10 protein-coding genes are annotated in these 13,934 nt (G+C 64.0%); 7 read left to right on the top strand and 3 right to left on the bottom strand.

The annotated features are described in order from the left end of the window. Positions 1–220 precede the first annotated feature (220 nt). Positions 221–1,615, bottom strand: coding sequence for an MFS transporter (locus AB4Y73_RS11605; RefSeq protein ID WP_441871655.1), 1,395 nt, complete (start codon positions 1,613–1,615; stop codon positions 221–223). Positions 1,616–1,873: 258 nt separating this feature from the next. Between AB4Y73_RS11605 and AB4Y73_RS11600 the strand changes: the two genes are divergently transcribed. The 4 genes from AB4Y73_RS11600 (at position 1,874) to AB4Y73_RS11585 (ending at position 5,842) form a co-directional block, all read left to right on the top strand. Further along, positions 1,874–2,542: a response regulator transcription factor gene (locus AB4Y73_RS11600; RefSeq protein ID WP_441871653.1), complete on the top strand. Its 669-nt coding sequence runs from the start codon at positions 1,874–1,876 to the stop codon at positions 2,540–2,542. After that, positions 2,539–3,978 (top strand): sensor histidine kinase, encoded by a 1,440-nt coding sequence (locus AB4Y73_RS11595; RefSeq protein WP_441871651.1) that lies wholly within the window; start codon positions 2,539–2,541, stop codon positions 3,976–3,978. Before AB4Y73_RS11600 ends, AB4Y73_RS11595 begins: the two co-directional genes overlap by 4 nt. After that, positions 3,971–4,987, top strand: a complete 1,017-nt coding sequence (locus AB4Y73_RS11590) for a TAXI family TRAP transporter solute-binding subunit (protein WP_441871649.1) — start codon at positions 3,971–3,973, stop codon at positions 4,985–4,987. The genes AB4Y73_RS11595 and AB4Y73_RS11590 overlap by 8 nt, the downstream gene beginning before the upstream one ends. Before the next feature lie 189 nt (positions 4,988–5,176). Next, the gene (locus AB4Y73_RS11585) at positions 5,177–5,842 is read left to right on the top strand and encodes a hypothetical protein (protein ID WP_441871647.1); all 666 of its coding nucleotides are present in this window, start codon (positions 5,177–5,179) and stop codon (positions 5,840–5,842) included. Positions 5,843–6,559: 717 nt separating this feature from the next. Here AB4Y73_RS11585 and AB4Y73_RS11580 read toward each other — a convergent pair. Next, positions 6,560–8,074, bottom strand: a complete 1,515-nt coding sequence (locus AB4Y73_RS11580; RefSeq protein ID WP_441871719.1) for a helix-turn-helix domain-containing protein — start codon at positions 8,072–8,074, stop codon at positions 6,560–6,562. A 148-nt stretch (positions 8,075–8,222) separates the two neighbouring features. On the opposite strand from AB4Y73_RS11580, the gene aceA reads away from it, so the two are divergent. Further along, positions 8,223–9,569 carry an isocitrate lyase gene (gene aceA, locus AB4Y73_RS11575; RefSeq protein ID WP_441871645.1) on the top strand — a complete coding sequence of 449 codons (1,347 nt, stop codon included), beginning with the start codon at positions 8,223–8,225 and terminating at the stop codon, positions 9,567–9,569. Positions 9,570–9,663: 94 nt separating this feature from the next. After that, on the top strand, positions 9,664–11,316 hold the full coding sequence (aceB, locus tag AB4Y73_RS11570; RefSeq protein ID WP_441871643.1) for a malate synthase A: 1,653 nt from the start codon (positions 9,664–9,666) through the stop codon (positions 11,314–11,316). Between the two features lie 293 nt (positions 11,317–11,609). Here aceB and AB4Y73_RS11565 read toward each other — a convergent pair whose 3' ends face one another. Further along, positions 11,610–12,806: an MFS transporter gene (locus AB4Y73_RS11565; protein ID WP_441871641.1), complete on the bottom strand. Its 1,197-nt coding sequence runs from the start codon at positions 12,804–12,806 to the stop codon at positions 11,610–11,612. A 161-nt stretch (positions 12,807–12,967) separates the two neighbouring features. Between AB4Y73_RS11565 and AB4Y73_RS11560 the strand changes: the two genes are divergently transcribed. After that, positions 12,968–13,927, top strand: a complete 960-nt coding sequence (locus tag AB4Y73_RS11560; protein ID WP_441871639.1) for a D-2-hydroxyacid dehydrogenase family protein — start codon at positions 12,968–12,970, stop codon at positions 13,925–13,927. Positions 13,928–13,934: the final 7 nt, after the last annotated feature.

Genomic DNA, 13,934 nt, shown 5'->3' with positions numbered 1-13,934 from the left:
TATAGTCCCCACCCTGATCGAAACGCTCTCTCACTTAATGCAGGAAAACCCGGGATACTCTCTCACTTTCCTGGGGAAAGTGAGAGCATCCGGGAAAAAGCCGCATTAAGTGAGAGAGCGTCGGGGTGTGGTGATCGGACGACGGCGGGTGGGCACCCGCCGTCGTACGTCACCAACGTCTTCCCAACCGGAGTCCCCCGCCTGAGTCTCCCCCGGGTCGCTAGGCGCTGACGGAGTCCTTGTCCTTGCCCTCATCCGTGGCCGGGCGCTTCCAGGCGTGGCCCTGCTCGTGGTCCAGGTGCGTGGTCTTCTTGTTCTTCAGGGCGAAGATGTAGACCACCAGCGAGATGGCAATGGCAACGGTGACGTAGGTGAAGAACAGATCCACCCGCTCGGCCTTCTGGAACGCCGCCCCGATCAGCGGCACAGTGCCGCCGAACAGCGAGTTGGCAATCGCGTAACCCAGCCCGACGCCCAAAGCACGGATGGAAGCGGGGAACAGCTCAGCCTTCACCAGGGCATTGATGGACGTGTAACCGCCAACAATCAGGAGCCCACCGAGCATCAGCAGGAACGCGGTGAACGGATCCTGGGTGTTGGAGAGGGTGGAGAGCAGCGGCCAGGTGAAGAGCACACCGGTGATGCCGAACCAGAGCAGCAGCGGCTTGCGGCCCACCTTGTCCGAAATGATGCCGTAAACGGGCTGCAGGAGCATAAAGATGAACAGGGCCCAGAAGTTGATCACGGAAGTGTCGGTCTTGGCGATGCCGGACGTATCGTTCATGAACTTCAGGATGAAGTTGGTGTACGTGTAGAACGCCACGGTGCCGCCAAGGGTGACGCCGATACAGATCAGCAGCGGCTTCCAGTACTGCGTGAACAGCAGGCGCATGGTGCCGGGCTGCGCTTCACCGGCGGCGACGGGTGCCTGTGCCGCGCGGACCTGTTCTTCCGAGACGGTTTCCTCCATCGAGCGCCGCAGCCACAGGACAACCAGGGCAGCCACGCCGCCGATGGCGAACGGGATACGCCAGCCCCACTCGGTGAGGTCGCCCTTGGGCATGACGTTCTGGAGGATGACCAGCACCAGGAGTGCCAGCATCTGGCCGCCGATCAGGGTGACGTACTGGAAGCTGGAGAAGAAGCCGCGGCGCTTGGACGTGGCGGCCTCGGACATGTAGGTGGCGCTGGTGCCGTACTCGCCGCCCACGGAGAAGCCCTGGATCAGGCGGATCAGGACCAGCAGCACCAGTGCCCAGACCCCCACCTGCTGCGTGGTGGGCAGGATGGCGATGGCGAAGGAACCGGCGGACATCAGCGTCACGCTTAGGGTCAGCGCTGCCTTGCGGCCCTTCCGGTCGGCGTAGCGGCCGAAGAACCAGGCGCCGATGGGACGCATGAGGAACGACGTGGAGAAGACCGCCATCGCTTCGAGGCCGGCCTGGAGGTCGTCCTTGGAGTTGAAGAAGTGGGACTGGAAGTAGGCGGCGAAGACGGTGTAGACGTAGAGGTCGTACCACTCCACGAGGTTGCCCGCTGAGCCCTTGAGGATGTTGCTCACTGCCCGGCGGGTCTGGGCCGCCTCGCTCTGCACTTCAGTTTTTTGACTGCTCATCGCTGAACCTTCCTAAGCTGCGACGCCGCAGCTTCCTGGCCTGATTTCCTGCTGTCCAGGGCAACATTGCCCATCGTTCCTCCTCGACATTGACGGTCCCCCGCACACGCCGAGGCCCTCATCCAAGTTATGCGTGATGCACGGCACAACCTACGTAGGAGGCCATTTCCTAACACTTCCTTAGGTTTCGCCCCGGGCTAGGGGTAATCTCCAAAGCGGGCAGTCCGCGGGTGCCCACTGAGGAAGAGGAAGAGCGCCATGGAATTGCTGATCGTCGAGGACGACGACGCCATGGCATCCGCGCTGGCCGCGGCGGTGGTGACTGCGGGCCACAATCCCACCCGGGTTGCCCGCGGGGCTGATGCGCTGCTGGTCCACCGGAAGTTCGGCGTGATCCTGCTGGACCTCGGGCTCCCGGACATGGACGGCCTGGAGGTGCTGCGGAAGCTGCGCCAGGTCACCGCGGTGCCCATCCTGATCCTCACAGCGCGCGACGACGAACGCAGCGTGGTGCTCGGGCTGCGGTCCGGAGCGGACGACTACCTCGTCAAGCCAGTGAAGCTCGTTGAACTGCTGGCGCGTATCGAAGCGATCACCCGCCGTGCGGGCCGCTACTCGGCCGCACCGCAGAGGAACATCGTGCTGGGCGATCTGGAGATCGACCTCGAACGCCGTGTGGCGGTCCGTGATTCCGAGGAACTGCCCCTGACGGCCACCGAGTTCGACCTGCTCGCCCTCCTGGCCGGCCACGCGGGTTCGGTGGTGACCCGGGAACAGATTCTGGACGCCCTGTGGGGAGACGCTTTCGTGGCGTCCTCCCGCGCCTTGGACGTGCACCTGACGGGGTTACGGGCAAAGCTCCAACGGCCAGGCTTCATCATCAACGTCCGTGGCGTTGGCTACCGGGTTGAGGCGGACCCCGCGTGAAGCTGCGCGTGCTGGCCATCCTGAGCGTCTTGTCCATCCTCATGGTGGTCCTTGGCTCCACTGCCATCCTGGCGTCCGTCAGCCGGGAACTGACCCAGGAACTTCAGATCAAACGGGTGACGGCACTTAACCGATTCGCCCAAGTGGCTTTCGACGCAGCCACGGGAGGCGAGTCCGCGGGTCTCCAGACGGAGATGGACAGATACTCCGAACTCTATGGCGAGGGGGTCCTGATTCGCCTCCAGAGCGGGACGTTGCGGTCCGGTGGCTTGAGCGCGGAAAGAGCCGACGCGGGTGAGGCACTGGCCCGGGCAAACCTGAATCTTAGCGACATCACCCTCGCACCGCTCCAGCCGTTCGGACCTGATTCGGAGGTGGTGTCCCGGCCATTCGGCAGCGCCAGCCAGGTCCTGGGTGCGGTGGTCCTGGAGGTGAAACTGGAGCCGGCCCGGCAGAAACTGCGGGAACGGTGGCTGCTGGTCGGGTTGGCAGCGGCCGCGCTCGCAGCGGTGCTCCTCCTTGCAGCGGCCAGGGTGACCGGCTGGGTGCTTCGTCCGGTCCATCGGCTGAACTCCGCGGTGACGGAACTCGAGACCACGGGCCGGACCGGCCAGCTTCCGGAGGCCGGGCCCCCGGAGTTGCGGGAACTCAGCCGTTCTTTCAGCAGGATGGCCCGGACCGTCAGCAACAGCCTGGAATCCCAGCGGCAACTGATCGCCGACACCTCCCATGAGCTGCGGAATCCAGTGGGCGCCCTGCGGCTGAGGATCGACCTGCTCCAACTGGAACTGCAGACAGCCACGCAGAAAGACGCCGCGGCCGGTGTCCTGGCGGAACTTGACCACGTGGAAAGGCTTCTGGAGGGTGTGCTGAAGCTTGCGGCGGCGGAGCACCGGGTGAGTGAGGACTCTGCCCGAAGTCCGCAGGGCAGCTCTTCGCGCAGTGCTTTGGGCGAGCGGCAGGCGTCCATCGATCCGTACCGGGTCCTCCAGGAGGAAGTGGAACGGGCAGAACCAGCCGCACGGCGCAGCGGTGCATCAATTACGCTGGACAGCCAGCCCGAACCGGCGCTGCACGTCGCGTGCAATGCCGCCGAGCTGGCCCAGATGGTCGCTGAACTGCTCAACAACGCCGTCAAATATGCGCCGGGTGCCCACATCACTGTGGCCGCCCGGGTGCATCCGGGCGTGGTGGGCATCGAAGTGGCCGACGACGGTCCCGGCCTTTCCGCCGACGAACGGGCAGCAGCCACTGGCCGCTTCTGGCGCTCACCCAGGAACCGCGGGACCCGCGGCAGCGGCCTGGGCATGACGATCGTCGACAAGCTGGCGGCCGCCAATGGTGGCCGCCTGGTGCTGGCCGCCGCCTCTCCCCACGGCTTGGTTGCGCGGCTCGACTTTCCGCCCGCTGCGGGGCGGGAGGAATCCCATGACTGACCGCTACGGGTCCCCCGCGTTTCCGCGCCGGACCGCCCTCAAGGCAGGCCTGGCAGCCGGCCTGACCGGCCTCCTGCTTCCCGGGCTTGGCGGGTGCACGCCCGATGACCGGCCGGATGCCGTGACTGTGGCCGGCGGTGAGCCGGGTGGCTTCTACCTGGAATTCGCCGGGCTATTGGCGGAGTCGCTGCAACGCCACGGTGTGGCAGGGCGGGCCACCGCCCTGACCACCGGCGGCAGCCTCGACAATCTCGAGTTCCTGCTGTCCGGCAAGGCAACGTTCGCCGTCGCACTCTCTGACTCTGCTGCCCAGCGCGCAGCGTCAGGTGACGGAACCGCCGTCGGAATTGCCGCCGTCGGCAAAGTGTACGAGAACTACGTCCACTGCGTCGTCCGGCGGGACAGCGGCATCCTGGACATTGCGGGGCTGGCCGGCCGGACCGTGGCTGTCGGGGAGCCGGGGTCCGGGACGTCGCTGACCACTCCCCGGCTGATTGAGGCCGCCGGGCTGAGCTCCACCGTGCCCGGCACGGGCCCTGCAGCCGCCGGGGGTACCGTTACTGTCTTGAATTTAGGGCTCAACGAGGGTCTTGCGGCATTGCAGAAGGGCTCGGTTGATGCGCTGTTCTGGTCCGGCGGCGTGCCCACCGCCGCCATTGCTGCCGCTCACAGTGCTACCGGCCTGAGGCTGCTGGACCTGTCCGCCCTTCTTCCGGCGCTGCGGGCAAAACATGGCCTGTTCTACGACCGCGTACTGATCCCGGAAGGCGCCTACCCGGGCATTCCGGCGGTCTGGACGGTAGGGGTGGCGAATCTCCTCCTGTGCCGGCGCGACGCCGACGCCAGCACGGTGAAAAAGACCGTGGAAATCCTGGTGGGCCACGCGGAGGAACTGGTCCCGCGTTCCAGCCTGGGCGTTCAGTTCCTGAGCCCCGAGTCGCTAATCAACACCCCGGGGCTTTCGCTCCACCCCGCGGCAGCCGCGGCCTACCGGGAGCTCCACGGCTAGCACCAACGCTCTCTCACCGGGCCGCCGTCTGGCGTCACTGCCAGCGCATTTTTGGGCGCGCGCGGTTCCAGGGGGACCCTGAAATTCGCCCAGATTTCCGGCGATTTCCAATCCTGACTCCTGCGGGAGTGACGCAAGAACGTGCTTAGCGTGACACTCAATGTCTGAGGTGGTTCTTATGGTGATCGCATGATCAATCGCAACAAGATTTCCTCAATAAATCACCTGCATGAAGCTGGGCTCAATGAACGCAGGAGTATCGCGTTCGATGCCGGACTCATATTCGCGGGCGGCCTGACAATGTTTGTGTTGCTTATCGTCATACTAATGGGTCCCGGATGGGTCAGCAGATCCGAAGGTGGCATCGAACTTTCACCAAGATTTCTGCAGGTTTTATCCCTCCTCGCCCTTGACCCTTCGGGCATGGGACAGTTCATTGCCCTCGCCGGCGCGGTCTTTGCGATAAATCGCTTTGATCGGCATTCCCCGGACGAAATGGGAATTGAAGCTGCCGTCCGGCTTTGGACGCGGCTAGACTTCCGAAGCTTGATTCAATTCATCATGACGCTCGTAGCAGCTACCGCGCCATATCGTGCCTTGACTTGGATGGTTCTTCACCAAGGTGAGCCAGACTGGAATCAGCAGGCCGCTGCGGGCACGGGAACTTGCATCATCCTCTGGCTCCTGCTTCTTCTTGCCGGGCCAACCTCTACATTTTTCGGACTTCAAAGCATTCAACAGCAGTGGCATCTCGTCCATGTACTCCGTAAGGCTGGACTTCTCGAACAGGCCTGGGGAGAACGCTGGGGAAAGAGTCTTTACAGCGATGCAAAGCAGCCATGGTTGTCTGCGTGAATCGCCATCAACTGGCTCTTCATTGTCGTTTTAGCGATGGTATTTGTACTGGTTATGACCGCAATAATGAGTCCTGGCTATCGGTTCTGGGGGGACGTTCAGTACGTCCGGTTACTGATTATTGCGGGGGTGTATTTTGCTGTTTGCAGCCTATTCGGACTGGCAATCTCTATTGCTTTCGCCTTGCTTTCTCTACGGCTAGGAAATCAAGGACGCCCGAGAGCATCGCGCGTGTTCAAATCTTTTGCCTGCAGCATTCCGGTCATCTTCGTAGGAGGAACCGCGGCCGCCTTCGGAACTTCAAACTTGCCGGTCATGGCGGGAATTCTATTCATGGGCTGGGTACATTTTTCCTGTGCTCAGACCCTTTGCCAGAAGGGGCGCGCAGCACCCCGACCCTGGAACCCGGGCAGTCGTCTTGCCCTGAACATTGCAAATCTCACCCACGAGCAGGCGCAAAACCGCGCCAAGCTACTGCAGGCGCACTGGTCCTCGGGCATCGATCGGTTATCGCGACGTGAGGCTAAAAGGGCAACCAAGGAAGCACGAGAATGGAGAGCAAACCACCATTTTGTGTTGCCTTTCCTGGACTGAACATGCCAGTGAGTGCAGACATGACAAGTTCAGGCTGCACGACTGAACGGTCCGATAAGCCTAAAAGCTGGTGAGAGAGCGTCAATCAAAAACCCGCATTAAGTGAGAGAGGGTCCTGGGGGGTCAGGTCGCGGAGTGGGCCTGCAGGAAGCTGTACACCTCAGTCTCGTCCACGCCGGGGAAGGCGCCGGGCGGCATCGCGGCCAGCAGGTGCGAGTGGGCGCGGGCCGACGGCCAGGCGTTGCCGGCCCATTCGGACGCCAGCGACGCCGGCGGCCGCTTGCAGCAGTTTGGATCCGGGCAGGTGGACTTTTCGCGGGCCGTCGTTTCCCGGCCGCGGAACCACTTCACATGCTGGTACGGCACCCCGATCGACAGCGAGAACTCTCCGTTAGCCGACCGCTCCGTGCGGGCTGTGCACCAGAACGTGCCGGACGGGGTGTCCGTGTACTGGCTGTATGCGCTGAACTTGTCCGGCACGTCGAAAACAGCGCGTGACGTCCATGATTTGCACGACGGTTGGCCCTCGATGGCGCCGGTATGGTCCATCGGGAACGTCACGCCGTCGTTCTCGTAGGCCTTGTAGATAATGCCGCTCTGGTGGGTCTTCTGGAAATGGGTGGTGATGCCCAGGTGCTGTGTGGCCAGGTTGGTGAAGCGGTGGGCTGCGGTCTCGTAGGACACCGCGAAGGCATCACGGATGTCCTCCACTGCGATTTCCTTGGCCGCCTTCGCCTTCTGAAGGAAATCAACCGTGGCCTGTTCGGGCAACAACAACGCGGCTGCAAAGTAGTTGGTGGCCACCCGCTGGGCCAAAAAGTCACCGTAATTGCGCGGCGTCTCATGACCCAAAACATAATGCCCCAAGGCCTGAAGCAGGACGGATCGCGGATCATGATCCTGCCGCTGGCTCTGCGTCAAATAAATTCTGCGGTTCTTCAAATCGGTCACTGACCGGGTGGAATGCGGCAGATCACCAACGTGATGGAGGGTGAATCCGAGGTTTTCCGCAATGTCCGCGATCACGTGCTGACTCAGCGGTCCGGCGGTGTACCCGACGGCGGCCAGCACCTTCTGCGCCTCGGCCTCGTACTCCGGGAAGTAGTTGCCGCGCTCTCGCATCATGGCACGCAGTTCACCGTTCGCGCGGCGGGCTTCCTCCGGCGTCGCCACCTGCTCGTTAAGCTTGCGTTCGAGCTCGTGCAGCAGCCCCACCTGTGCCTCCAACACATCAACCGGAAGCCGCGAGCTGATGCGGATTTTGGGCAGGTTCAATGACTCGTAAAGGGGTCCGCGCTGGTAGCGTTCCAGCTCAATTTCGAGGGCCGCGCGGCGGCTCGGCGGTTCGGCACCCAGCAGCTGGTCAATGCTCACGTTCAGGGCCGCGGCCAGCCCCTGGAGCAAGGTCAGTTTGGGCTCGCGCTTGCCGTTCTCGATCAGGCTCAGCTGGCTCGATGCAGTCCCGACGGCGGCACTTAGGTCATCGAGGGTGAGGCCCGCCTGCTTGCGCAGGTGGCGCACGCGGCGGCCGAGGCTGATGACGTCCAGTTCCGGGGACGTGGTGGACGACGGCGGTGGCGCAACTTCGCGATTCCAGCTTCCAAGGGACATTTCTTGAGGATACGCGAAGAAGTGCATTTCTTTCCACACTTTTCCCCTAGTTATGTGCTTCGAACTGCTGAAAAGTAGTGAACACGGAAAGAAACACCGCACCGGACAGCCGGCCGGAACTGCAACGACGCAGCCCGGCCGGCCAACATCCCGGAGCACAACCAAGGAGACAACGATGACTGCAGCATTTGAGCCCAACCAGCAGCCGTCCGCACAGGACACAGCAAGCGAGCAGGCCGCCGCACTGGAGCTCGAGTGGGCCGCCAACCCGCGCTGGGAAGGTGTGACCCGTGACTACAAGGCGGCGGACGTCGTCAAACTCCGCGGCCGGGTCTCCGAGGAACACACCCTGGCCCGCCGCGGTTCGGAGAAGCTCTGGAAGCAGCTCACCGAAGAGCACAAGACCGGCGGCTACACCAACGCCTTGGGCGCCCTGACCGGCAACCAGGCCGTGCAGCAGGTCAAGGCCGGGCTCCGTGCCATCTACCTCTCGGGTTGGCAGGTCGCCGCGGACGCCAACAACTCCGGCCACACCTACCCGGACCAGTCCCTGTACCCGGCCAACTCGGTTCCCACGGTGGTGCGCCGCATCAACAACGCGCTGCTCCGGGCGGACCAGATCGAATTCTCCGAAGGCGTCCAGACCGTTGAGGACTGGATGGTCCCGATCGTCGCCGACGCAGAGGCCGGCTTCGGCGGCCCGCTGAACGCCTACGAGCTCATGAAATCCATGATTCAGGCCGGCGCGTCAGGCGTGCACTGGGAGGATCAGCTCGCTTCGGAGAAGAAGTGCGGCCACCTCGGCGGCAAGGTGCTGATCCCCACCCAGCAGCACGTCCGCACCCTGAACGCGGCCCGCCTGGCAGCCGACGTCGCCGGCACCCCGACGGTGGTCATCGCCCGCACAGACGCCGAGGCAGCAACGCTGATCACCTCCGACGTCGACCCCCGTGACCAGGAATTCGTCCTCCGCGAAGGGGGACAGCCAGTTCGCACCCCGGAAGGCTTCTACAAGGTCCGCAACGGCATCGAACCCTGCATCGCCCGTGCCAAGGCCTACGCCCCGTACTCCGACCTCATCTGGATGGAGACCGGCACCCCGGACCTCGAGCTGGCCAAGAAGTTCGCCGAGTCTGTCAAGGGTGAGTTCCCGGACCAGATGCTCTCCTACAACTGCTCGCCGTCGTTCAACTGGCGCAAGCACCTGGACGACGCCACCATCGCGAAGTTCCAGCGTGAACTCGGCGCCATGGGCTTCACGTTCCAGTTCATCACCCTGGCTGGCTTCCACGCCCTGAACTACTCGATGTTCGATCTTGCCCACGGCTACGCCCGTGAAGGCATGAGCGCCTACGTCGAACTCCAGGAAAAGGAATTCGCCTCCGAGTCCCGCGGCTACACCGCAACCAAGCACCAGCGCGAAGTCGGCACCGGCTACTTCGACGACATTGCCACTGCGCTCAACCCGAACGCATCCACCCTCGCCTTGGTCGGATCGACCGAAGAGGGCCAGTTCCACTAAAACTTTCCCCAAGTACATAGCACTAAGTGTCGTTTTGGAGGCTCAAAACGACACTTACTGCTACCCAGTTGGGCCACGCAACAGGAGATTTGACATGAACACCTTCACTGACAGCTTCACTATCAACGGAATCACCCTCACCGCGCAGCCCATTTGCCGGCAGAACGAGGTTCTTACTCCGGATGCTTTGGAGTTTGTCGCAAAGCTGCACCGGGCCACCGCGGAGCGCCGGCAGGAACTCCTGCAGGCACGCCGGACCCGCAGGGCCGAGATCGCAGCCGGCCAGGACCCCCGGTTCCTGCGGGAGACCGAGGACATCCGCAACGACCCGTCCTGGCGCGTAGCTCCCCCGGCCCCGGGCCTGGAGGACCGCCGGGTGGAAATCACCGGGCCGGTGGACCAGAAGATGACCATCAACGCCCTGAACTCCGGCGCCAAGGTCTGGCTCGCGGACATGGAAGACTCCTCCACCCCCACCTGGCGCAACGTCATCAAGGGCCAGCTGAACCTCACCGACGCACTCGAGCGCCGGATCGACTTCACCTCCCCCGAGGGCAAGGAATACAAGCTCCGGCCCGCCGGCGAACTGCCCACCATCGTGGTCCGCCCCCGCGGCTGGCACCTGCCCGAGAAGCACATGATCATCGACGGCGCCCCGGTTGCCGGCGGGATCGTGGACTTCGGCCTGTACTTCTTCCACAACGCCCGCCGGCTCCTGGCCCAGGGCAAGGGGCCGTACTTCTACCTGCCCAAGATCGAGAACCACCTCGAAGCACGCCTCTGGAACGATATCTTCATCCTCGCGCAGGACCTGCTCGGCATCCCGCAGGGCACCATACGCGCCACCGTGCTGATCGAGACCATCACCGCCGCGTTCGAAATGGAGGAGATCCTCTACGAACTGCGCGATCACGCCGCCGGCCTGAACGCCGGCCGCTGGGACTACATCTTCTCCCTCATCAAGAACTTCCGCACCCGCGGCCCCCGGTTCGTCCTGCCGGACCGCGCCCAGGTGACCATGACCGCCCCGTTCATGCGCGCCTACACCGAACAGCTGGTCCGGGCCTGCCACAAGCGCGGCGCCATGGCCATCGGCGGTATGGCCGCCGCAGTCCCCAACCGCAAGGACGAAGCAGCCAACACCAACGCCTTCGAGAAGGTACGCGCCGACAAGACCCGCGAGGCCAACGACGGCTTCGACGGTTCCTGGGTGGCCCACCCGGACCTCGTGCCGGTCTGCCGCGAGGTGTTCGACTCCATCCTGGGCGAAAAGCCCAACCAGCTGGACCGGACCCGCGAGGACGTTACCCCCGATGACCGCGCCCTGATCAACGTGGCCGCCACCGAAGGCACCATCACTGAGCAGGGCATCCGGAACAACATCGAAGTAGGCATCCGCTACATCGAGTCCTGGCTGCGCGGAAACGGCGCCGTGGCCATCCACAACCTCATGGAAGACGCCGCCACCGCGGAAATCTCCCGCTCCCAGCTCTGGCAGTGGATGTTCGCCTCCGCCATCACCGACCACGGCGAAATCATCACCCACCACTGGATCGAGGAACTGCTCGACGAAGAGTTCGCGCGCCTGGAACGCTTCGACGGCGACCGCTTCGAAGACGCCCGCGACATCTTCGAAGAAGTCACCCTCAGCCAGGACTTCCCGTCCTTCCTCACCCTCCCCGCCTACGCCCGCTACCTCACCGAAGCACGGGAAAAGGCAACCAAGGAAGAGCTCGCCGCCGCGTAAACGCTGCACAGATTTCCGTCCGCCGGGCAGGCACGCCCTTCGCAACAGGCACCCCGAGATCCGGGGAGCCGGCCCGGCGACGGAACACCCCTTGGGCAGGCCCGACGCCGGACCGACACCGGGTGTGATCCCCCGACGCTCTCTCACTTAATGCAAGAAAACGGCCGACGCTCTCTCACTTTCCTCAGGAAAGTGAGAGAGCGTCGGCCGTTAAGCCGCATTAAGTGAGAGAGCGTTGGATTGGAGGCAGGAGCGTCGGAGGGGAGGGAGAAGAACGACGGCGGCGGGCCGGGTCAGCGACCCTTCGGCACCAGGCGCACGGAGGCGGTGGTGCCAGCGAAGAACATTAGCGTCGATGCCAAAACCAGGAGCAGCGCCGGGGTCCACGATCCTGTGGAATTGTGGACGAACCCCACGAGCGGCGGTGCCACCCCGGCAAAGCAGTAACCGAGCCCCTGAACCGTGGCGGACATCCGGCCGGCCGATGCCTGGTCCTTGGCCAGTTTGATGATGGCGATGAAAATGAGGGTGATGCCGCCGCCCTGCGCAATGCCGCCGGAAGTGGACCACAGCCACCACAGGTCCGGGGCCAGCATCAGCCCGGCGGGCACCGCCGTCCACATGAGTCCCAAGGTGACCGCCGCCGTCGTCGTACTGAAGTACTTGGCGGCGAAGGGAACGCCCAGGCCGCCAACTATGGCGAAGATCTGGAACAGCGAGGACCCCGCGCCCGCGGCGGAGGCGGACATGCCCAGCTCGTCGTTGAGGTAGCTCGGCAGCCACGCTGTCACGGCGTAGTAGGAGAACGCCTGCCCCGTGAAGCCTGCGGTCAGGCCGGCAGTGATCCACCGGGCCCCTTTGACCGCCGGATGCACTTCCCCGCCGCTCACCGTTGCGCCTGAAGGAACGAAAGCCGCGCGGGGCCCCACCGCCAGGGTCCAGAAAACAATGGCCACCACGGCCAGGACGCCCACGGCGGCGAGCGCTACCCGCCAGCCTGCCAGCTCGGCCAGGGGTGCCGTCACCATGGACGTCAGGAACGAACCGATGTTCAGTGCTGCCGTATAAACGCCCATCGCGGTGCCCTGCCGCATCGGGGAGAAGTCGCGGCGGATAATCAACGGCACGGCGATGTTACCGACCGTGATGGCAAGTCCGATGATGACCGTTCCCGCAATCACCAACGCCGCCCCGCCTGCTGAACGGACAATAACGCCCGCCAGCACGCCAAGGATGGTCAGGGTTACGGCGAATTCCGCACCAAATTTGCGGGCAGTCAGGGAAGCCAGCGAGGCAGCCACGGCGAAACACAGCACCGGGATACTGGTGAGCAGTCCCAGGACCACCGGTGAGAACCCGAGTTCGGCCTGGATCACGTTCACCACCGGCGGGACAGCCACGAAAGGTCCGCGCAGGTTCAGTGCGAGCAGGCCGATGCAGGCAAGCAGGATCCACGCCTTGGGAACCTTGGCCAGGAACTGGCCGCTCATAGGGTGACGCCGGGGTTTAAAAGTGATTTCATCACCCCCATTGCTATCACGACTCACCAGCCGGGAGTTTCTGCCCGGATGATGCGCCCTAGAATGACGGGAACTGGCATTCTCTGGACAACAACTCGCGCGGCCCGCTTCTCCGGACGAAGGAACTTCACATGCAGCAACGGCTTGCCATCCTTGACGACTACCAGGACGTGGCGCACGGCTTCGCCGACTGGTCCTCCCTGCAACAGTCCGGCGTCTCCACGTCCGTCTTCAGGGAGCCGTTCCAGTCGGAGGACGCCCTCGAGGCGGCACTGGCCGGCTTCCAGATCGTCGTGGCCATGCGGGAGCGGACCCCATTCCCGCGTTCGGTGCTGGAGCGGCTTCCCGGCCTCAAGCTCCTGGTGACCACCGGTATGGCCAACGCTGCCATCGACGTGGCTGCGGCAGACGAACTCGGCATCACCGTCTGCGGCACGCCCGGCTCCCCCACCGCCGCCCCCGAGCTGACGTGGGCACTGCTGCTGGCCCTGGCCCGGAACCTCCCGGCCGAGGAACACTCGCTGCGGGCCGGCACATGGCAAACGTCTGTCGGGATGGAGCTGTCGGGCAAGACCCTGGGTGTTGTCGGCTTGGGCAACATCGGGCGCCGGATCGCTGCATTCGGGCAGGCATTCGGCATGGAAGTGCTTGCCTGGAGCGAGAACCTGACCGAGGAGACCGCCGCCGACGTCGGAGCCCGGAAGGTCAGTAAGGAGGACCTGTTCAGGAATTCCGACGTCGCCACCCTCCATCTGCGGCTTTCTCCCCGTTCCGAGGGGACAGTGGGCGAGCGCGAGTTGAAGCTTCTCGGTCCCGAAGGCCTCCTGGTGAACACCTCCCGCGGCCCACTGGTTGAGCAGGACGCCCTGGTGCGTGCACTGAATGACGGCTGGATCCGGGGAGCAGCATTGGATGTGTTCGATATCGAGCCCATCCAGCCGGCCCACCCACTCCTCAGCACCCCCAACACGGTGCTGTCCCCGCATCTTGGGTACGTCACGCAGGAAAGCTACCGGCAGTTCTACGGGGGCGCGTTTGAGGACGTGCAGGCCTGGCTTGCAGGTTCGCCGGTCCGGGTGATTTCGCGCTAGCGGGTAT

This window comes from Pseudarthrobacter sp. TAF60_1 (assembly GCF_052113505.1).
Classification (GTDB): Bacteria; Actinomycetota; Actinomycetes; order Actinomycetales; family Micrococcaceae; genus Arthrobacter.
This window is presented reverse-complemented; position numbering and strand designations above follow the sequence as displayed.

Bases quoted from the DNA above. Each gene is read 5' to 3' on its own strand.
- AB4Y73_RS11605 (WP_441871655.1), bottom strand. From the start codon at position 1,615: ATGAGCAGTCAAAAAACTGAAGTGCAGAGCGAGGCGGCCCAGACCCGC.
- AB4Y73_RS11600 (WP_441871653.1), top strand. From the start codon at position 1,874: ATGGAATTGCTGATCGTCGAGGACGACGACGCCATGGCATCCGCGCTG.
- AB4Y73_RS11590 (WP_441871649.1), top strand. From the start codon at position 3,971: ATGACTGACCGCTACGGGTCCCCCGCGTTTCCGCGCCGGACCGCCCTC.
- AB4Y73_RS11585 (WP_441871647.1), top strand. From the start codon at position 5,177: ATGATCAATCGCAACAAGATTTCCTCAATAAATCACCTGCATGAAGCT.
- AB4Y73_RS11580 (WP_441871719.1), bottom strand. From the start codon at position 8,074: ATGCACTTCTTCGCGTATCCTCAAGAAATGTCCCTTGGAAGCTGGAAT.
- aceA (WP_441871645.1), top strand. From the start codon at position 8,223: ATGACTGCAGCATTTGAGCCCAACCAGCAGCCGTCCGCACAGGACACA.
- aceB (WP_441871643.1), top strand. From the start codon at position 9,664: ATGAACACCTTCACTGACAGCTTCACTATCAACGGAATCACCCTCACC.
- AB4Y73_RS11565 (WP_441871641.1), bottom strand. From the start codon at position 12,806: ATGAGCGGCCAGTTCCTGGCCAAGGTTCCCAAGGCGTGGATCCTGCTT.
- AB4Y73_RS11560 (WP_441871639.1), top strand. From the start codon at position 12,968: ATGCAGCAACGGCTTGCCATCCTTGACGACTACCAGGACGTGGCGCAC.